Here is a 20,311-nt window from a genome sequence, read left to right as displayed (position 1 = left end):
CCTCGATCTCCGGCGCGCAGGCGTGCATCCAGGTTGTCCTCGGCCATCTGGCCAACCTCTCTTGCGACTTCAGAGCTTGCGTCTCCAGGGGCCGCACCCGCCCGAACACAGATGTCCCTGCATCCTCAGGTAGGCGTCGGCCCGCGTGTAGGCGTCCACCATCGTGCGCCGTTGGCCGTCCTCGATCGACGTCGTGAGCGCGCCGTCCTGGATCACCACCTGGAAGAAGCCGGTCGGCAGCTGCATCACTCCCATCGTGACAGTATCGTCGTGTACACGCGTCCACACACCAATCGCTGGCTTCATCTCGGAGTACCTCCGTGTGCGCCAAGCACCTGATGAGTCTACTGTACTTCCGCCCGACGCTCAGCGCGTGGGCGGCTCGAGCTTGGGCTTGGGCGTGAATTTCAGAGATGTCCCGTTGATGCAATACCGAAGGCCGGTGGGCGGCGGGCCGTCGTCGAACACGTGGCCGAGGTGTCCGCCGCAGTGCTGGCAGTGCACCTCGGTCCGCGCCATGAGATGGCTGGCGTCCTCGGCCGTCTCGACCGCCGAGTCGAGCGGCTGGAAGTAGCTGGGCCATCCGCAGCCGCTGTCGAACTTGGAGTCGGACTCGAAGAGCGGGGCGCCGCAGCCGGCGCACACGAACGTGCCGGCGCGGTGTTCCCGGTTGAGCGGGTGCGACCAGGGAGCCTCGGTCGCCTGCTGCCGCAGGACGCGGTATTGGTCCGCCGTCAGCGCTGTCCGCCAATCCTCGTCTGTCCGCACGAGCGTCTGCTTCCGAGTCGTGTTTTGTGCCATCACGTCCGCGCGCTCCCGCAGATGTACTGCTCGAGCTGCGCAATCAAGAATCCCTGGTTTTGGATCATGGCCTTGCCCACGTCTCCGATCGAGACAATGCCGACTGGCCGCTCGTGCTCGGTCACCGGGAGGTGGCGAATGCGTCTGGTCGTCATCAGGCCCATGCATGCCTCGATCGTCGTGTCCGGTGGGATACACACGACGTCTTCCGTCATGATGGCTGACACGGGCGTGTCTCGTGACGTCTGGCCCTTCAAAATCACCTTGCGCGCATAGTCGCGTTCCGACAGGATGCCGACGAGCGCGCCGTTGCCTTCGACCACCAGCACCGCTCCGACGTTGCGATCGGCCATGAGTTGGAGTGCCTCGAACACCGATGCCTCCGGCCCGATGGTCCAGACGTCGCCGCCCTTGTCCTTCAACAGGTCCCGAACCGTCCTCATGGTGCGTCCTCCATGTGGGAAACCCGGCGCCAAGGACGTATGCCCTCGCGCCGTCCGGACCACGCCGCCGCTCGATTGTCGGTGAAGAATAAAAGTGTAGCGGTTTGTCGGTCTTGCGGCAACGGCTAAAGGCCGCGGACACCTGCCCCGCGCCAAGTCCGGTCCGCCGGATCCGCGGTCCGGATGAGGTACGCTCTCGACAACGCCACCAGGGAAGTCACTCCCGGAATGGCGCTGTGGGAGTGTCGGCGTGGCCTCGGTGGCGTCGGAAGAGCGACAGAAGGTCGCGGGCGGCGCGGAACGGGCTCACCTTGCCCTGCAGCACATCCTGCTCCATCGCGCCCAACCGGTCGTTAATCGCATCGTCGCGCCGGATTTCCTGTTCGAGACCGTAGAGGAGCGCGTCCTTCATCCACTCCAGCGCCTGGTCCTGACGATGGCGTGCCATCCAGCCGTTCTGTCGCATCAACGCCTCGTGCTCGAGCACGATCTGCCACACCTCCGGCACACCCTCGCGGGTGAACGCCGAGCAGGTGACGACGCGCGGGTTCCAGCCATCAGCGGCCATGGGGAAGAGGTGTAACGCGCTCTCGTAGTCGTGGCGCGCGCGGTCTGCCCGCTTGCGATTGTCGCCATCGGCCTTGTTGATGGCGATGAGATCCGTCATCTCGAGGATTCCGCGTTTCATCCCCTGCAGTTCGTCGCCAGCGCCCGCCAGCATCAGCAGCAGGAAGAAGTCCACCATCGATCGGACCGTTGTCTCGGACTGACCGACGCCGACCGTCTCGATGAAGACGTTCTGATAGCCCGCCGCCTCGCACAAGAGCATCGCTTCGCGCGTGCGCCGCGCCACACCGCCGAGGTGTCCTCGCGACGGCGACGGACGGATGAACGCGCGGTCGTCGGTGGCGAGCCGCTCCATGCGCGTCTTGTCGCCGAGGATGCTGCCACCCGAGAGGGGGCTCGACGGATCGATGGAGAGGACCGCGACCGTCTCGGCGCGCTCCCGCGTGAGGGAGGTGCCGAGCGCCTCGATGAAGCTGCTCTTGCCGACGCCCGGTACGCCGGTGATGCCGATGCGGCGCGCCCGGCCGGTGCGGGGCAGGCAGGCTTCGATGACCTCGGAGGCCAGATCCACGTCCGAAGGGAGTTCGCTTTCGACGAGCGTGATGGCACGCGCCAGCACACCGCGATCCGCCCGATGGATCCCGTCGATGTACTCGGCGGCCGTCAGCCGCCGCCGGCGAACGCTGGTGCGGGGTCGGTTCACGTGATGTCATTTCCACACGAAGAACACAGAGACCGCGTGGAACAACCATGGTTCCTGTGCGATCTCTGCGCTCTCCGCGTGAGCGGGCGCTCGGCCCGTTGCTGGCCCAATTCTACGCGGCTTCCGACAGGAGCGCCGCGAGGATCTTCTGGGCGGCGAGCGGGATGACCGTCCCGGGGCCGAAGACGCCCACAGCGCCGGCCTGGTACAGGAAATCGTAGTCCTGCGGCGGGATGACGCCGCCGACGACCACGAGGATGTCCTCGCGGCCGAGTGTCGCCAGTTCCCCGATGACCTCCGGAATCAGCGTCTTGTGGCCGCCGGCCAGCGTCGAGACGCCGAGCACGTGGACGTCGTTCTCCACCGCGTGGCGCGCGACTTCCTTCGGTGTCTGGAACAGCGGGCTGATATCCACGTCGAAGCCGAGGTCGGCAAACGCCGTGGCGATCACCTTGGCGCCGCGGTCGTGGCCGTCCTGGCCCATCTTCGCCACCAGGATGCGCAGCGGCCGCCCTTCCTGCTTCGCGAACGCCGCTGCCATCTGGCGTGCCTTCTGGAACTCGCCGTCGGCCTCGCTCTCCGACGAGTACACACCCGAGATCGTGCGATGCACGGCCTGGTACCGTCCGTACACGTGTTCGAGCGCGTCCGAGATCTCGCCGAGGGTCGCACGCCGTCGCGCCGCGTCCACCGCGAGGTCGAGGAGATTGCCCTCCTTCGTCTCGGCGCACCGGGTGAGCGCCTCGAGGGCTGCCTTCACCGCCACGTTGTCGCGCGTTCGCTTCAGCTCATCGAGCCGGACGATCTGCTTGCGCCGCACCTCGACATTGTCCACCTCGAGGACGTCGATTGGCTTTTCGTGCGCCAGTCGGTACTTGTTGACGCCGACAATCGTCTCTTTTCCCGAGTCGATGCGCGCCTGGCGCCGTGCGGCCGCCTCCTCGATGCGCATCTTCGGCAGGCCGCTCTCGATGGCTTTCGTCATGCCGCCGAGTTCCTCGACCTCCTGGATGAGCGACCAGGCCCGGCCCATGAGGTCCTTCGTCAGCGACTCGACGTAGTACGAGCCGCCCCACGGATCCACCATCCGCGTGATGCCCGTCTCCTGCTGCAGGTAGATCTGCGTGTTGCGGGCGATCCGGGCGGAGAAGTCGCTCGGCAGCGCGATCGCCTCGTCGAGGGCGTTGGTGTGCAGCGACTGCGTATGTCCCATCGCCGCCGCCAGCGCCTCGACGCAGGTCCGCGCGATGTTGTTGAATGGGTCCTGCGCGGCGAGACTCCAGCCGGAGGTCTGCGAGTGCGTCCGCAGCGCCATCGACTTCGGGTTCGTTGGATTGAACGACTTCACGATCTTCGCCCAGAGCACGCGGGCGGCGCGCAGCTTGGCGATCTCCATGAAGAAGTTCATGCCGATCGCCCAGAAGAACGACAACCGCGGCGCGAAGCGGTCGATGTCGAGGCCGGCCGCAACGCCCGTTCGCAGGTACTCGAGGCCGTCGGCCAGCGTGTAGGCGAGTTCGAGGTCCGCCGTCGCGCCGGCTTCCTGCATGTGGTAGCCGCTGATCGAGATGCAGTTGAACTTCGGCATCCGCTCCGAGCAGTAGCGGAAGATATCGCCGACGATCCGCATCGAGGGCGCCGGCGGATAGATGTACGTGTTGCGGACCATGAACTCCTTGAGGATGTCGTTCTGGATGGTGCCGCTCAGCTTCTCCGGCGGGACGCCCTGCTCCTCGGCGGCGACGAGGTAGAAGGCCATGATCGGGAGGACCGCCCCGTTCATGGTCATCGAGACCGACATCTGTTCGAGCGGGATCTGATCGAACAGGACCTTCATGTCGAGGATCGAGTCGATCGCCACGCCGGCCTTGCCAACGTCGCCGGACACTCTCTCGTGGTCCGAGTCGTAGCCGCGGTGGGTGGCGAGGTCGAAGGCCACCGACAGGCCCTTCTGGCCGGCCGCGAGATTGCGCCGGTAGAAGGCATTCGATTCCTCCGCCGTCGAGAAGCCGGCGTACTGCCGAATCGTCCACGGCTGCATCACGTACATCGTCGAATACGGACCGCGCAGGTAGGGCGGCAGACCGGCCGCGTACTCCAGGTGCGTCATGCCTGACAGATCGGCCGGGCCGTACGACGGTTTCACGAGGATGTGCTCGGCCGTTTCCCAGGTTGCGGAGGACAGGCGAGACGCCTGTTCCACTCCGGTCGTGAGTGGCACGGGCGTCTCGCCCGCGCCGCGCCGCGGTTCGTATGAGATCTTCGAAAAATCAGGCCGCTTCATCGGTGCCTCTCGTCCTGTCAGTGTCCAATGCCGAGTCTGTCCTGCCAGAATCGCAGCGTGTCCACCGCGTTCGACAACACGTGGACGAAGTCGGCGATGCCCGCCGCCTTCAGCGCGTCGATCTGGTCCTTCGGGTTCCCGGCGACGATGACCGGCACCGCGGCCTTCGGGCAGATCTCATGCGCCAGGGCCAGGTACTCTGCGTCCGAACTGCAGATCACGACCAGGTCGTACGGCTCGTCCCTGGCGGGGTCAGGAAGCCGCGAGTCGGGCGAGGCTTCAGCCTCGACGCCGAGCGTGTCGCGTTGGACGATCTCAAAACCCGCGCAGCCGAAGAAATTCTGACAGAACGCCGCGCGCGCCTTGCGCATGCTGAGGTCGCCTCGCTCGAGCAGCAGCACGCGGGGCGTGCGCCCGGCCTTCTTCGCGTGCCGCTCCGTACGCAGGCGGATGGACTCGAACATCGACGCCAGGCGCCAGCCGCCCGGCATCTGATCCGCCGCGTCGAGCTCGCGTTCCTGGAGGTTCGGGTAGTTGTTCGTGCCGACCAGGACGCGACGTCGCGAGGCGACGGCCTCGTCGCGCGCCTGGCGCGACGTTGCGACCGCCGAGTCGGCGGCACCGGACGCCCGGTACGTCGACCAACCGTCCGCCGCCTCGATGGCCTGGAACAGCGTCCATGCGTCGGCCGCGACGGCGTCGGTCAGCGCCTCGATCGAGTAGGAGCCAGCTCCCGGGTCGGCCACCTTGTCCAGTTGGCTCTCCTCGCGCAGGATGTGGTGCACGTTCTCCGCGAGGTGCGCGTCGAAGAGGCACGGTGTGATCGTCAGCGAATCGCAGTTCCCGGCGATCGCCGAGATCGCCTCCGTCGTCACGCGCAGCATGTTGACGTACGGATCGTAGAGGGTCTTGTCCTCGCCGCCCGTGCGCGCGTGGATGCGGATCCCGGCAGGCGCGCCGAAGGCTTCCGCGACCTGCGCCCAAACGAGTCGCAGCGCGCGCAGCTTGGCGATCTCGATGAAGTAGTTCGATCCGATGCCGACGCCGACGGTGGTGACCGGTGTGCCGGCGGCCAGCAGGTCGGCGCCCTGTGCGAGCGCGAACGCCAGTTCCTGCACCGCCGTCGCACCCTGGTCGTGGTACTCGACGACGCTGACGCTCAGGGGCGGCTCGTCTCCAGGCGGCGCCATCACCCACGACCGAGGTCCGGCCACGATCGGCTCGCGCCTCGTCGCGTGTTCGGATCGGTAGTAGGGCCTGACCGCGATCCCCTCGTCTGTCTTCCAGACGAGCTTCTTGTCGTAGTCGGCGCCCTTCAAGTCCTTCCGTATCTGCGCTTCCCAGTCCGCGGTCGCCACGGGTGGGAAGATCCGGTCGATGCTCTCGTGCGAATCTGACATATCGATTACCGTCCATCCGGACGGCCGCGCGTCCGCCTGGCCGCCCGCTTGCCTGCCTCTCCGCCTAGCCTTCCTGCACGACCTCGACGAGGAACCCGAAGGGGGCATCCTCGCGCGACTTCGGGTGCACGAAGAACACCGTCGTCCCCCGCGAACCTTTCCGCGGGGCCTTGTCGATGATATTGAACCCCTTCGCCTTCATGTCGGCGAAGGCTTTCTGGATGTCGCTCACGCGAAACGCCACATGTGCGAAACCGCCGCGTCCGCCGTTCCGGTCAATCAGCTTCTGGACCGGCGAGTTGGCGCCGAGGGGTTCGAGCAACTGGATGAGGTTCGGGCCGCGGCCGACGCGCAAGAGCACCTCGCGCACCTGGTCGCCGCCGTGGACCTCTTCGCGGTGGATCTCGGTGAAGCCGAGCAGCTTGTAGGCGTCGACCTGCGGTTCCAGGTCACCCGTCTTGACCGCGATCGCGACGTGATCGACGCAGAGGAAGCCCGCGATATCCGTCATTCCGTCCGTGTGGGGCAAGGCTTCCGCCTTGCCCCCGTGGGGCGTGTCATTCGAACTCGGCAAGGACCTGTCCTCCCTTGACGCTGTCACCGACGTTCACGTTGATTGTGCTGATCGTGCCGGCGACCGGCGCGGTGATGTCCGTCTCCATCTTCATCGCCTCGAGGACGAGCACGCCATCGCCGATCTGGATCTGCTGACCCGGCTTCGCGGTGATCCGGACGACGATGCCAGAGATCGGGCTGCGGCAGACTTTTTCCTCGTTGACCGGCGCGGACGGAGCCTCGCCGGCGGCGAGCGGCGGCGGCGCCGCGACGGCCGGCGCCGGAGCCGGCACCCGCGCAGGGGACATCGGGAAGTACCCGCCGACGCCGTAGATCGGGTGCTCCGGCTGCGCCACTTCCACATCGACCTCGTACGTCTTGCCGTCAACAGTGATCTTGAGTTTCACGCAATCTCTCCCTCAGGCCGCCGCACTTCGCAGCCAGCACCTTCCCGCGCACTCAGCACCTAGCACCGGGCACATGGCACTTCACACCCGTGTCTACCTGTGCACCGCCCACCTGTGCGACGCCATCACCGAGACTCGTCCCTGCTGGGCCCAGGCCTCGGACGTGACGAGTCGCACCTGTCGGACATGGGCGCGTTCGCCGAGGAACGCCGCCACTGCCGCCGAGATCACCAGCAGGACCTCCTCGGTGACCTCCTCGTGCGCAACCGTCACCGCGTCGGCGAGCGGCTCGGATTCCGGTGCGGCGACGGGTGTTGGCGCCAGGCGAGGGGGGGCCATGTGCGCAGGTGCGGGCGCCACGAGGTTCGCCACCGCCGCATCCCGAGCCGACTCGAGCCTGGCAATCCGCTCCTCGAGTTCCGCAATCCGCGCCGCCAACGCCGCCGTCACGTCGCCAGCCTTCCTCCGCGCGCCCGCCGCTCTTCCGGTGCCCGCTTTCTTCTCGACCATGGTTGAAACCCGCCTCCTGCATCGCCGCGAGCCGCCCGCAGGCCCGAAGCCGCGCTCTACCCGAATCCGCCGCATGGCACTGAGCACTGGCACGAAGCACGGTCCACCCGCACTCCGCACCTCGCACCCAGCACGTCGCACATCTTCAGAGCGGTATCAACCCATGCTTCTTGGGCGGCCGCAGTTCCCGCTTCGTATGCAGGGACTCGAGCGACTGCGCGAGGAACTTCCGTGTCTCGCTCGGGTTGATGATGTCGTCCACCAGCCGACGCCCGGCGGCGACGTAGGGATTCGCAAAGTGGCTGCGGTACTCCTCGATGAGCGCCTTGCGCCGCGTCACCTTGTCCTCGGCCTTGTCGATTTCGCTCCTGAACACGATCTCCGCCGCGCCCTCGGCGCCCATGACGGCGACCTCGGCGGTGGGCCAGGCGTACACACGGTCCGCGCCCAGGTCCTTGCCGCACATCGCCAGATACGCGCCGCCGTAGGCCTTCCGCAGGATGATCGTGATCTTCGGCACCGTCGTCGCCGAATACGCAAAGAGCATCTTCGCGCCGTGGCGGATGATGCCGCCGTACTCCTGCTGCACGCCCGGCAGGAACCCCGGGACGTCCACGAACGTGACGAGGGGGATGTTGAACGCGTTGCAGAAGCGGATGAAGCGCGACGCCTTGTTCGACGCGTTGATGTCGAGCGCCCCGGCCAGGTAGGCTGGCTGGTTCGCCACGACGCCGATCGGCCGGCCGGTCACCCGTGCGAAGCCGATGACGATATTCGGCGCGAAGCCGGGCTGGATCTCCAGGAAGTCCGCGTGGTCGACCACGCTCGTGATGACGCGTCGCACGTCGTACGCCTGCTTGCCCTCGGCGGGTACGATCTTGTTCAACTCGGGATTCGGATCGACGTTTCCGTCCGACTGGAGGACCGGCGGATCCTCCAGGTTGTTGTTCGGCATGAAGCTCAGGAGCTTCTTGCAGAGGAAGATCGCCTCGTGGTCGTCGTTGGCGACCAGGTGCACGACGCCCGAGTGCGTCATGTGCGCGTCAGCGCCGCCGAGCTGGTCGGCCGTCACGACCTCGCCGGTCACCTGCTTGATGACCTGCGGGCCGGTGATGAACATCTGCGCCTGCCGCGTCTGGACGATGAAGTCGGTGAGCGCCGGGCTGTAGGCGGCGCCGCCCGCGCACGGACCGCAGATGAGCGAGATCTGCGGGACCGCGCCCGACAACTTCGTGTTCGTGTAGAACACCTTGCCGTAGCCGGACAGGCTGTCGATGCCTTCCTGCACCCGCGCACCGCCCGAGTCGTTGACGAACACGAAGGGCGACCCGGTCTTGAGCGACATCTCCATGGTCTCGGCGATCTTCGTCGAGTGGACCTCACCCGCGGCCCCGCCGCTGACGGTGAAGTCCTGGCTCGCCAGATGGACCAGCCGTCCACCGATCGACGCCGAGCCCGTGACGACGCCATCGGCCGGGAACTCCTTGTCGGCCATGCCGAACAACGTGGCGCGGTGGCGGGCGAAGAGGCCCGATTCCTGGAAGCTTCCGGGATCGACCAGCGCGTCGATGCGCTCTCGTGCGCTCAGCTTGCCGGCCCTGTGTTGCTTCTCGATCCGGTCCGTGCCCCCGCCGAGCATCAAGGCGTCCCGCCTCTTCTCGAGATCCTTGATCTTGCCCTCCATCGTCTTCGCCGAATCCTGTGCTTTCGTCGTCATGGTCATTCCTTGCCGCTGTCCATCTGTCGAGCACCGTCGGTTGGAGCAGGGCTGCACCCCGGCTCCCAGAGCCTTCCTACGCCGGTGTGACCGTCACCTTGTGCGTCTTGCCGCCGAACGTGACGTCGTACGTAATTTCCGTGCGCACCGGTCCCTGGCCACCGTCCACAGCCGGCGCGGCGGCTGCTGACCTCTTCGGCGCGTCCTTGGCCTTGGTCACGGCGTCCTTACCGACATTGGTCGGTCCCTCGTGGCGACGCGCGAAGAACTTCGTGGCCACCTGGGGGAACATCGCGTAGGTGAGGACATCCTCGTCGGTGCCGTTGCAGCCGTCGAGTGCCAGCGCCTGCGCCCGCAAGGCGTCCCACTCTGGTTTCAGGAGGTCGGCCGGCCGGCACGTGATCGGGTCCTTCTTCGCGTGCTTGTGCGCGAGTTCGATGACGTCGGGGTCGCGCGGCGCGATCGCATCGCCGTAGTAGCCGAGCATCAGGTCGGCGAACTCACCGGTCATGACTTTGTAGCGGCCCATCATCACGTTGAAGACCGCCTGCGTGCCGACGATCTGGCTCGACGGCGTGACGAGCGGCGGATAGCCCGCGTCGCGGCGCACGTGTGGTACTTCGAGCAGCACTTCCTTTATCCGCTCCGCGGCGCCCTGCTGTTTCAGCTGGCTCTCCATGTTGGAGATCATGCCGCCCGGAATCTGCGACTGGAAGATCTCCGTCTCGACGCCGGTGATATTCGAGAGGAACTCGGTGTACCGCGGCCTGATCTTCGCGAAGTGCTCCTTGATTCGCACCAGGCGCGGCTTGTCGAGCCTGGTGATGTACGGTGTCCCCTCGAGCATTTCGACCAGCGACTCGGTGGGGTTGTGACCCGGGCCGAGACTCATGGAGCTGATCGCCGTGTCCACGCAGTCGGCGCCTGCCTCGATGGCCTTCATCAGGCTGACGAGCGTGACCCCGGTCGTCGCGTGCACGTGCACGTGAACGCGGATCTGTGCGCCGAGCGCTTCCTTCAGCGCCTTCACCAGGTCGTACGCCGGCTGGGGCTTGAGCAGCGCCGCCATGTCCTTGATGCAAATCGAGTCGGAGCCGAGCTCAACGAGTTCCCTGGCGAGCGTCACGAATCCTTCGATGGTGTGGACCGGGCTCGTCGTGTAGGAGATCGTGCCCTGCGCGTGCTTGCCGGTGCGCTTCACGGCACGAATGGCCCGCTGCAGGTTGCGGATGTCGTTGAGCGCGTCGAACACGCGGAAGACGTCGATGCCGTTTGCGGCCGCCTTCTCGACGAATCGATCGACGACGCCGTCCTCGTAGTGGCGGTAGCCGACGAGGTTCTGGCCGCGGAGCAGCATCTGCAGCGGCGTCTTCGGCATGAGCGCCTTGAAGGTGCGGAGGCGCTCCCACGGGTCTTCGTTGAGGAAGCGGATGCACGAGTCGAATGTCGCGCCGCCCCAGCACTCGAGCGACCAGTATCCGGCGTTGTCGAGTTCCTCGCAGGCCGGGATCATGTCCTCCGTCGCCATGCGCGTCGCCATCAGGCTCTGGTGCGCGTCCCGCAGGATCAGCTCGGTGACGTCGATGGGTTTCGGCGTAGACATAGTTGTTTCTTCACGCCGGCTCGGCCGGCCGCCTCAATGAATAGTGGATTGATGCTGATTGTCGAATCGGGAAGGCCTGTTGACCGCACACGATGTCCCGCCCAGAGGGAAGCGTGTCAGCAAGGACGGCCTTGCGGTAATCGGAGAGGTTCTCGGCGGCCCGACAATCGGCGATCGGGACGCACCGCCAAGACGAGATTCTACCCCGGAGTGCGCCCGTTCTCCTAGAACGGCGCGCAGGAATTCGTGTGACGTTCCCCCGTCGGGCCGTTCCGCTTTGGGGGCATGTCAAACCCGCCAGGTGATCTTCACGAGCTCGACGATCGCCGCAGCACCAACCTGGTCCGTCAGGGCGAGTGTGAGGGAGCGGCCGGCGGCGGCCATGGGGCCACCTGACAGCCCGACCAGAAGCAACGTCAGCCAGACCCGAACGGCAAGCATCAATCGACCCGGCATGACCTCTTCTTCTCCGTTGTTAGCCCTGCGTTTGACGTCCTTCGTTCAGACCGGCGGCGCGCCCGCGGCCGGCGAGCCGGGTGGCTCTCCTCATATAGACGGATGAGACTGGCCACAAGTTGCGTCCAGCGACGCACGCCACCACCCAAATTCAGCTGTCGGTCCTGCCACCCCCCGCCCTTGGTCGACGCCGTGCACGCCGAAGACGTGGTATTCGGGAGGACACGTGACCGCCCGCCACCATCATCACGGCAGCCCTGCGTCGATTCCGGTGTCCGCGGGGGTGGAATGTCGGCAGTGCGACACATCGATTCGTCTTCCGCCAATTCCACGTCGAGGGCTTCGTGAACCAGTATGTGAGCGACGCCGTTGCCACCGACGCGCGCACATTCGTCTTCACGAGCGAGGCGATCGAGAACATCGCGCCGGGTTGGCGCGCCCGCGAGACCTGTCGGATCATCGGCCCGGACGAGTTCGTGGAGGTGTTCGAATTGGCTGCGCCCGGCAGGAACGCCGAGGTGTACTCCGAGGCACGCCTGCATCGGAGCAGGGAGCGCTAGCCCGCAAGCCCCGCGAGGAACTGGCCGGCCGCCCGTCGGAAGTCGTCGGTCCATTCGTGGCCGCCGTCGAAGGTCAGCGACTCGAACGGGCACGCGATCGAGCGCAGGAAGTTCTCGTCGGCGTCCATCTTCTCGGCGGTATACCAGGTGTCACGCTCGCCACGCGCGATGAGCGTGTGAGCGAAGGACGCTGCGGGCTGGCCTCGGACTTCGGGCGGAATGTCGCCGCCGAGCGCCACGATGCCGGCCGAACCCGCGGCCCCGAGGACGGCCGCTCGAAACGCCATTGCCACGCCCTGCGAGAAGCCGAGGAAGACGGGGAACGTCGCGGCGCCGTGCCTGCGTCGCACGGCCGCCACGACCGCATCGACATACGCGACGTTGTCGGCAATGGCCAACTCGCGGTCCTCGCGGGTCATCCAGCTCGCGACCACTTCCTCGTCGCGGCCGTAGAACCGGTGCAAGCCCTGGACGGCCACCATCAGCCACTTGTCGTGTCCCGGGATCCGGCGCAGCTGCGCCATGTGCCGCTCGGCACTTTCGCCATAGCCGTGCAGGCCCACGAGCAGCAGGGCGGGTTCGGCGCCGTCGTCCGGCGGCCGGACCAGGAATCGGCCGTGGGTGGTGGCGGCCACCGTCTCGACGCGCAGGGTCTTTCGGTCCGCTTCCATCTTCGTCTTCGTTCCGATCAGGCTGACGTCTCGCTCGCCGCCGGCTCGTCCCAGTTGCGCCCGTCGACGAACATCACCGGTTCCAGTGGGCGGCCCGTCGGGAACAGCCGGTTCTCGCGGCGCGACGCCCACAGCGCGACCGGGCCGAACGCGTGGTTGACCACGCGCGACAGCAGGCCCAACTCACGTTCGAGCTCGAGCCGAAGCTCGCGGATGCGATCCGGCACCTGCCGGTTGGTGTCGCGGAGGTACTTCTCCGTTGCGGTCGAAGTCGAGGAACGTGCACGGCGCCGGGATGTTGTGCTGGATCAGCAGGATTCCCCACGACCGATGGGACATCCGCAGCGAGAACGGTCTCTGCTCGCGCGTCACCTGGTTGGGATACAGGTCCATCGGGTTCATCACCCGGCCGCCGAACTCATCTCGGATGTGCCATGGCTGTCTCTCTGCGCTTCCGCGACCAGTTGTGATCCGGATGGGCCATCATAGTCGGAACGAGCACCGCCAGTCGAGCCGGGCGCGCCGGCGCAACGTCGTCAGCGCGGCATCGTTCGTCGCGCCATAAAACCTGGCACAATCACAGTGGTAAAGCCTCTATTTCGTTGAAGCGACTGGTCTCCTGCTCTCGTGGTTTCCGATTTGAGGCGGTTTAAAAGGGTCGAGGCGCCACTTTTCGCTTGACATAAATCGTGAACTGGCTTTTTCTGGTGTCCGTACACTGTCGAACTGGTTTTACCACTGGCCTGTTTTCTGTGTGATGTCCGGGACGGATTCCACTCGCGGTCACCTGGGTGGGGATGACGCCGCAAGTGCGAAGGAGAAAGGCGCCATGAAAAGACTCGTCATGATCCTCGGCGTCGTCGCGTGGCTGATGGCCCTCGCGGGGGGCGTCAGCGCGCAGGACTATCGTGCGCGTGTACAGGGTGCCGTCGCTGACAGCAGCCAGGCTGTGCTGCCGGGTGTCAGCGTCACCCTCAAGAACGAGGCGACAGGCGTCGCGGTGACTCGTCAGACGGGCCCGGAGGGCCGCTTCATCTTCGACTTCGTCGAGCCGGGGATGTACATGATTGTGGCCGAGCTCGACGGCTTCAAGAAGGCGGAGCAGAAAGCCATTCGCGTCCAGCAGCGCGGCGATGTCACCGCGAACCTGACGATGGAAGTCGGCGGCATGGCAGAAACCGTCATCGTGCAGGCCGAGGCCGTCACCGTTCAGCTCAATACGAGCAGCTCCAACCTGACGCTCGAGCGCCAACTGATCGACCAGGTCCCCATCTCGGGCCGCAACCCGTACAACCTCTCCACGCTCGATCCGACCATGACGCTGCAGGCGGGGAACGCCAACGAGAACCGTCCCTACCACCACGCCTACGCGAACGAGTACGACGCGGGCGGCGGCACCCGCCGCGCGAATGATGTCCTCCTCGATGGCGTCGCGCTCGGCTCCGGTTACAAGACGTCCTACACGCCGTCGATGGACGCGGTCGAGGAGATGACCGTGTCGAAGAACAGCGTGGACGCGGAGAACGGCAACAGCCTCGGCGGCGTCATCACGCTGAACATGAAGTCGGGGACGAACATGTTCAAGGGGTCGGCCTACTACTTCCAGCGCGACCCGAAACTGAACGCCCTCTCCGATCCGACGGTCAAGTTCGCGCCCGGTCAGGACACGACGAGCCTGCGCGGCACCAAGCTGAAGATGTGGGGTGCCACGCTCGGCGGTCCGATCAAGAAGAACAAGATCTTCTCCTTCACCTCGTACGAGAACTGGAACGACAACAAGCCGGTGACCGTCGTGCGCACGCTGCCGACCGCACTGGAGCGCGGTGGCAACTTCAGCCAGTCCGTCTACAACGGCAAGGTGCGGACGATCTACGACCCGTACACCTCCGTCGTGGGTTCGAACGGCAAGGTCACGCGCACGCCCTTCGCTGGCAACGTCATCCAGACGGGCCGACTCGACCCGACGGCGCTCAGGCTCCTCCAGCAGTTGCCGCTCCCGAACCTCCCGGGCAGCGTGGACAACTGGCAGGGAACGGTGAACGAGCACGTGGACTACTGGAACTTCTCGCAGCGCGTGGACGTGAACTTCTCCGACAAGTTCAAGGTGTTCGCCCGCTACGGCCAGTTCAAGGCCAACGTCTACCAGCAGAACCCCACCGACGCCAAGCTGTTCCCCGTCTCGGGCAGCAACCGGTACGGCATGAGCGCTGCCGGTGACGCCGTCTGGATCATGTCGAACCGGACGACCCTGAACGTGCGCGGCAGCTTCTACAACATGACCGACGAGTACGCCAATCCGCAGGTCATCCTGGGCACGGACGGCCTGGCCCAGCTCTGGCCGAACAATAGCTGGTACTCGTCGCTCTACGTCAGCCCGTATGTCTACTACCCCGCCGTTGACGTCAGCGTGGCCGCTCCGGCGTCGAACGATCGTCTCGGCCGGCAGGGCAGGGAATGGTACCAGCGGCCCGACGCCTGGACGCTCTCGGCGCGGATGAACCAGTACCAGGGGGACCACAACATGAAGTGGGGCGCGGAGGTGCGCGCCTATCACGGCAATGCGGCGCGCTTCGAGCCGATCAATCTGCAGTTCCGGGCGGCCCTGACCGCCAACAGCTCGGACAGCCCCGACACCGTCAACACGGGCAACCAGTGGGCGACCTTCATGCTGGGTGCCCTCGACAACAACAGCTCGGCCCGCCTCGTGCCGTTGCAGAATCCGAATCTGAAGGCGTACGCGGCGTACTTCCAGGACGACTGGCGCCTGGGCGACCGCGTCACCGTGAACCTCGGGTTGCGGTGGGAGTACCAGCCGGGCCCAACGGACGCCGAGAACCGCCTGTCCCAGCAGATCGACCTGACTCAGCCGATTCCAGACATGCAGGCCAAGCCGCCGGTCATGCCGGCGCAGGCCTTGTCGCTGATGGCGGGCAAGGGCTACGGCTACACGTACAACGGTGCGTGGATTTTCACCAGCGCCAGCAGTCCGCACGCGTGGCACGTCGACCCGTGGACCTTCCTGCCGCGCGCCGGCGTGAACTTCCGCCTTGCCGACGATTCGGTCGTTCGGTTCGGCTACGCGAAGTACATCATGCCGACGCAGGCCCTCCGTGACACGCTCGGCGCCTACGTCGATCAGTACTCGGGCTACGCCCAGACGACCAACGTCCTGCCGCTCGTTTCCGGTGTCCCCCAGGCGACGTTGTCGAATCCCTTCGGGGCCACGAGCAATCCGGTCATCCAGCCGTACGACCAGGCCTATGGTCGCTACACGAACCTTGGTGGCACGGCGCAGCTCGACCAGTACAACCAGAACCCGCAGGTGAACGACCGGCTGAATTTCTCGTTCCAGCGCAAGATTTGGGGGGGGGCGATCTTCGAGGCCAACTACTTCTTCAACTACGCGCGCCACATCCCGTACACGAAGAACCTCAACATGATGGACCCGGCATTCAGGTACGACTACAAGACGCTGCTCAACACGAGCGTCACGAACCCGTTCTACAACTACCTGACGCCGGACAAGTTCCCCGGTCAATTGCGGAACGCCAAGACCGTGTCCCTCGGCAGCTTGCTCGTGCCGTATCCGCAGTACCAGACGCTGAACCAGTTCAACACCGACGGGCTCAGGGCGAAGACCCACACGCTCGAATTCCGCGCGCAGCGGCCGTTCTTGAAAGGGATCAGCTACCTGGTGGCGTACGCCTACAACTACGACGTGACGCAGGCCTGGTTCAACGACCTCGCGCAGTACAAGTTCCAGCAGACCGGCGACAATTCCGTGCTCGAGTGGCGGCCGAGCCAGGTCGCAGGCTCGAGTTCTGCGGCGCCGCGGCATCGCATCACGATGGCTGCCAGCGTCGAACTCCCGATCGGCAAGGAGCGGAGGTTCCTGTCGACGATGCCGACGGCGCTCGACTACGCCATCGGCGGCTGGCAGTATTCGGTCTCGGCGCGCTACTACTCTGGCGGCCTGCTGCTCTTCACCAACACGTATGCGGTGAGCGGAAACCCGAAGCTGTCCAACCCGACCAACGACCAGTGGTTCGATACCACCATGTTCAAGGTGGCCGACGCCTACACTCCGCGTTCGAATCCCTGGTACTACGACGGCCTGACCGGGCCGAGCACCTTGATGGCCGACATGACGTTGACCAAGTCGTTCCGAATCAAGTCGCGGTACCGCCTGGAGGCGCGCCTCGAGGCCTACAACGCGTTCAACAACCTGGTGTGGGCCGAACCGGACATGACGCTCGGCAGTGCCACGTTCGGCAAGGTGACGCGTAAGAACGCCGCCTACTTCGGTCGCGAACTTCAGCTCGGGCTGCGGTTCGTGTTCTAGACTTCGGCCTCCACGGTCCCCGCCGTTCGGAGGATGAGGAATGGGGTCGGGCCCTCGAGTCCGACCCCATTTCCATGCGAGGTTGGATGAAGCACGGATGGTCTTCGCTGATGCTCGCGCTGCTGGCGGCTGGCCCGGGAGTCCCAGGCGCCGCACGCGCGCAAACGTCCCCTCTGCCGGCGACCCGGCCTGCCATCTCGGTCACCCAGGGCGGCGACGGGCGCCTGGTGTACACGAGCGATCCCGCCGGCAACCGTATCATCGACTTCTCACACGCCGGGTACGCCGGGGGAGGCCCGCCGCTCCCCGACGTCCCCGCGCGCATCGTCGTTCCGCCGCTGTCCTCGCCTCGGACGGGCGGGACGTCCGGGCGACTCGGCGATCGCGCCCGCATCCAGGCCGCCATCGACCTGGTCTCCTCCATGCCGGCGGACGGAAACGGTTTTCGCGGTGCGGTGCTGCTCGAGAAGGGGACCTACTTCATCGACGGCGGCCTTCGTATCGCCACGAGTGGAGTCGTGCTGCGCGGTGCCGGGCGCGGCGAGGACGGTTCCGTGCTCGTCGCCACCGGCACCTCGCGGCGATCGCTGATCGTCGTGGCCGGCCAGGGAGACCGGACCTCGCGTGAGGGAGACCGGCGTCGCATCACCGACCCGTACGTGCCCGTCGGCGCGCGGTCGTTCTCTGTGGACGATGCACGCGGCCTCGCTCGTGGAGCGACCGTTCTCGTCCACCGGCCCTCGACGGCCGCCTGGATCGGGCGTCTCGGCATGAACCAGTTCCCTGGCTGGAGACCGGACACGCGGCTCAACTGGCCCCCAGGATCGCGCGATGTCCGATGGGACCGCGTGATCACCGCGGTTGACGGCAACCGCGTGACCGTCGACGCGCCGCTGACGACGGCGATCGAGCAGGAGCAGGGTGGCGGGTCGCTCGTGGTCTATGCGTTTGCCGGACGGATCGAGCACGTGGGTGTCGAAGATCTCCGCCTCGTATCCGAGTTCGAGGACGCGCGGCCGTTCGACGAGGACCACGCCTGGTTTGCCCTCACGCTGGACAAGCTGGCGAACGCCTGGGTCCGCCGTGTGGCCGGCGTCCACTTCGTCAGCTCCGTTGTCAACGCACAGGCCGACACGAAGTGGGTCACGGTGGAGGACTGCGAGTCGTGGGCGCCCGTCTCCGAGATCGGCGGTTACCGGCGGCGCGCGTTCTACACCGCCGGCCAGTTGACGCTCTTCGAGCGGTGCCGCAGCGAACGGGCTCGGCGCGACTTCGCGGTCGGCTTCGCCGCCGCCGGCCCGAACGTCTTCCTCGACTGCGCGTCGGCCGACTCGCTCGACTACAGCGGCACCATCGAGAGCTGGGCGTCCGGTGTCCTGTTCGACAATGTGACGATCCGCGGCAACGCGATCCGGCTGACGAACCGAGGGGTGGCCGACCAGGGCGCGGGTTGGACGGCCGCCAACTCGGTGTTGTGGAACTGCGCGGCAACCGATGTCGAGGTGCAGAGTCCGCCGGGCGCCACCAACCAGGCGTACGGCTGCAAGGGCGTCGTCACGGGCGACGGCATCATCTACGACCCGCGAACGATGCCGTACCGCGACTTCTACCGTGGGACCGCCGTCCAGCCGCGCAGCCTGTACCAGACGCAGTTGGAGGAGCGGATTGGAGCCGCCGCCGCGCGGGCGAAGGCCACCACGCCCGGTCCGCCCGCGCCGTCGGCCGCGCTGCGCCGCATCACGGATGCGGAGGTCGATGCGTTCATCGCGCGGGAAGCGGGCCCGAGGACGGCGGGCCGTCCGCTGACGATCAGCCATGCCAGATTCGTGGCGGGCGGCCGGCCCGTGTGGACCTCGAAGGTGAACTGGTCGTGGTTCCAGGCCCAGATGCCTCGGAGCCTCGCCGAGAAGTCGGGGCCGGCGATTACACGATTCGCGCCCGGGATCGTCGGCCGCGGAGCGACCGACGACCTCGAGGAGATGGCCGCCGCGCTGCCCGCTGGTGCGGCGTTCTACCAGCACTACGGCCTGTGGTACGACCGCCGCCGCGTCGACCACAACTACTACGGCTCGCCCGAGGAGCGCACGGGTGACGTGTGGGCGCCGTTCATCGAGCTCCCGTGGGGCCGCAGCGGTCAGGGCAAGGCGTGGGACGGTCTGAGCAAGTACGACCTGACGCGCTTCAACCCCTGGTTCTTCGAGCGCATCAGGACGTTTGCCGACATCGCCGACCGGCGGGGTCTTGTGCTCTACCACCACTTCTACTTTCAACACTGGCTCGTCGAGAGCCGCGCGCACTACGTGGACTTCCCGTGGCGTCCTGTCAACGCCATCCAGGCGACGGACATGCCGGACGAGGTGCCGGCTGCGAACACCTTCTACGATGTCAGCCACCCGGTCCGGCGGGAACTGCATCGGCTGTACATCCGCCACGCGCTCGACGTGCTGAAGGACAACACGAACGTGGTGCACGGCATCGACCGCGAGTACAGCGGACCGATCGAGTTCGTGCAGTTCTGGCTCGATACGATTCGCGAGTGGGAGCAGGAGCACGGCAAGCGACTGTTCATCTCGCTCGAGATTCCGAAAGCCTGGCTCGACGCCATCCTCTCAGACCCTGTCCGCGGTTCGATGGTCTCCGCGATCGACGTGCACCACTGGATCTATCGCCCGGACGGCCGGCTGTTCGCGATTCGGGGCGGTCTGAACCGGGCCCCGCGCGAGCAGCGGCCGGACATAGCGTCCGCCGCGGAACTCGAGTCGCTGAAGTCGAAGCTCGGAATCTCGTTGCTCGATCAGAAGGACTTCTTGAACGGGCCCGAGTTCCAGCGGCTGTTCGACCAGTTGTGGGCGAGCACGAAACCGATGCGCTACCGCACGTGGCGCGAGTACCGCGACCGCCATCCGGACCTCGTAATACTGTTCGACGGCGACGAGTACCCCGCGCTCACCAAGGTGATCGAGGGCACGATCCCGGCGAGCGCGCGTGCGGCCGCCGCGCCCACCGAGCTGGTGCGATCACCACGGGAAACGAGTTGGTGCCTCGCCCAGCCGGGCGCCAGCTACGTGGTCTACTCGATGAATGGTGAGGCCACCGCACTGGACCTGACGGCAGATGCGGCACCCTACAGCGTGTCCTGGCTCGATTCGGACACCGGCAGGCTGACCGGCGGTGGTAGCGTGCAAGGCGGAGCGCTGGTGACATTGGTGCCGCCAGCCACCGGCAGACCGTCGGTGGCGTGGCTGCGACTGGTGACGAAGTAGACCACCAAGGACACCAGGGAGGATCGCGC

Annotated in this window: 17 protein-coding genes; 3 read left to right on the top strand and 14 right to left on the bottom strand. The window is 66.2% G+C overall.

Translation table 11 applies throughout. From position 1 onward, the window contains the following. Positions 1–69 precede the first annotated feature (69 nt). The 12 genes from VGK32_23090 to VGK32_23035 form a co-directional block, all read right to left on the bottom strand. Positions 70–306 (bottom strand): hypothetical protein, encoded by a 237-nt coding sequence (locus tag VGK32_23090; GenBank protein HEY3384657.1) that lies wholly within the window; start codon positions 304–306, stop codon positions 70–72. A 60-nt stretch (positions 307–366) separates the two neighbouring features. After that, a complete protein-coding gene (msrB, locus tag VGK32_23085; protein HEY3384656.1) occupies positions 367–801 on the bottom strand; it encodes a peptide-methionine (R)-S-oxide reductase MsrB in 435 nt (144 codons plus the stop codon). Then, positions 801–1,244, bottom strand: a complete 444-nt coding sequence (locus VGK32_23080) for a CBS domain-containing protein (protein ID HEY3384655.1) — start codon at positions 1,242–1,244, stop codon at positions 801–803. The genes msrB and VGK32_23080 overlap by 1 nt, the downstream gene beginning before the upstream one ends. Before the next feature lie 217 nt (positions 1,245–1,461). Continuing rightward, a complete protein-coding gene (gene meaB / locus VGK32_23075) occupies positions 1,462–2,514 on the bottom strand; it encodes a methylmalonyl Co-A mutase-associated GTPase MeaB (protein ID HEY3384654.1) in 1,053 nt (350 codons plus the stop codon). Between the two features lie 112 nt (positions 2,515–2,626). Further along, a complete protein-coding gene (gene scpA / locus VGK32_23070; protein HEY3384653.1) occupies positions 2,627–4,798 on the bottom strand; it encodes a methylmalonyl-CoA mutase in 2,172 nt (723 codons plus the stop codon). 17 nt (positions 4,799–4,815) lie between these two features. Further along, complete coding sequence (locus tag VGK32_23065) at positions 4,816–6,198, bottom strand: methylmalonyl-CoA mutase family protein (GenBank protein ID HEY3384652.1); 1,383 nt, start codon at positions 6,196–6,198, stop codon at positions 4,816–4,818. A 64-nt stretch (positions 6,199–6,262) separates the two neighbouring features. After that, entirely contained in the window at positions 6,263–6,772 is a 510-nt protein-coding gene (locus VGK32_23060) for a VOC family protein (GenBank protein ID HEY3384651.1), read from the bottom strand. After that, positions 6,756–7,160: a biotin/lipoyl-containing protein gene (locus VGK32_23055; protein HEY3384650.1), complete on the bottom strand. Its 405-nt coding sequence runs from the start codon at positions 7,158–7,160 to the stop codon at positions 6,756–6,758. Before VGK32_23055 ends, VGK32_23060 begins: the two co-directional genes overlap by 17 nt. Before the next feature lie 93 nt (positions 7,161–7,253). After that, the gene (locus tag VGK32_23050; GenBank protein ID HEY3384649.1) at positions 7,254–7,670 is read right to left on the bottom strand and encodes a hypothetical protein; all 417 of its coding nucleotides are present in this window, start codon (positions 7,668–7,670) and stop codon (positions 7,254–7,256) included. A gap of 145 nt (positions 7,671–7,815) precedes the next feature. Further along, on the bottom strand, positions 7,816–9,387 hold the full coding sequence (locus VGK32_23045; GenBank protein HEY3384648.1) for a carboxyl transferase domain-containing protein: 1,572 nt from the start codon (positions 9,385–9,387) through the stop codon (positions 7,816–7,818). Between the two features lie 76 nt (positions 9,388–9,463). Next, positions 9,464–10,990, bottom strand: coding sequence for a methylmalonyl-CoA carboxytransferase subunit 5S (locus VGK32_23040; GenBank protein HEY3384647.1), 1,527 nt, complete (start codon positions 10,988–10,990; stop codon positions 9,464–9,466). Between the two features lie 288 nt (positions 10,991–11,278). Continuing rightward, complete coding sequence (locus VGK32_23035) at positions 11,279–11,446, bottom strand: hypothetical protein (GenBank protein ID HEY3384646.1); 168 nt, start codon at positions 11,444–11,446, stop codon at positions 11,279–11,281. Positions 11,447–11,790: 344 nt separating this feature from the next. Between VGK32_23035 and VGK32_23030 the strand changes: the two genes are divergently transcribed. Continuing rightward, complete coding sequence (locus VGK32_23030) at positions 11,791–12,006, top strand: hypothetical protein (protein ID HEY3384645.1); 216 nt, start codon at positions 11,791–11,793, stop codon at positions 12,004–12,006. Here the strand turns inward: VGK32_23030 and VGK32_23025 are convergent. Together VGK32_23025 and VGK32_23020 are read right to left on the bottom strand one after the other, a co-directional pair. Continuing rightward, positions 12,003–12,677, bottom strand: coding sequence for a hypothetical protein (locus tag VGK32_23025; GenBank protein ID HEY3384644.1), 675 nt, complete (start codon positions 12,675–12,677; stop codon positions 12,003–12,005). The two genes, VGK32_23030 and VGK32_23025, sit on opposite strands and share 4 nt — an antisense overlap. A 17-nt stretch (positions 12,678–12,694) precedes the next feature. Beyond that, on the bottom strand, positions 12,695–12,904 hold the full coding sequence (locus VGK32_23020) for a hypothetical protein (GenBank protein HEY3384643.1): 210 nt from the start codon (positions 12,902–12,904) through the stop codon (positions 12,695–12,697). Between the two features lie 602 nt (positions 12,905–13,506). On the opposite strand from VGK32_23020, the gene VGK32_23015 reads away from it, so the two are divergent. Continuing rightward, entirely contained in the window at positions 13,507–17,019 is a 3,513-nt protein-coding gene (locus VGK32_23015) for a TonB-dependent receptor (protein HEY3384642.1), read from the top strand. Positions 17,020–17,105: 86 nt separating this feature from the next. Beyond that, on the top strand, positions 17,106–20,282 hold the full coding sequence (locus tag VGK32_23010; GenBank protein ID HEY3384641.1) for a DUF6298 domain-containing protein: 3,177 nt from the start codon (positions 17,106–17,108) through the stop codon (positions 20,280–20,282). The last annotated feature ends 29 nt before the right edge of the window (positions 20,283–20,311 follow it).

This window comes from Vicinamibacterales bacterium, assembly GCA_036504215.1.
In the GTDB taxonomy this organism is placed as follows: domain Bacteria; phylum Acidobacteriota; class Vicinamibacteria; order Vicinamibacterales; family Fen-181; genus FEN-299.
Note: the sequence above shows the minus strand (reverse complement) of the source record. Positions and strands in the feature narration are given on the sequence as shown.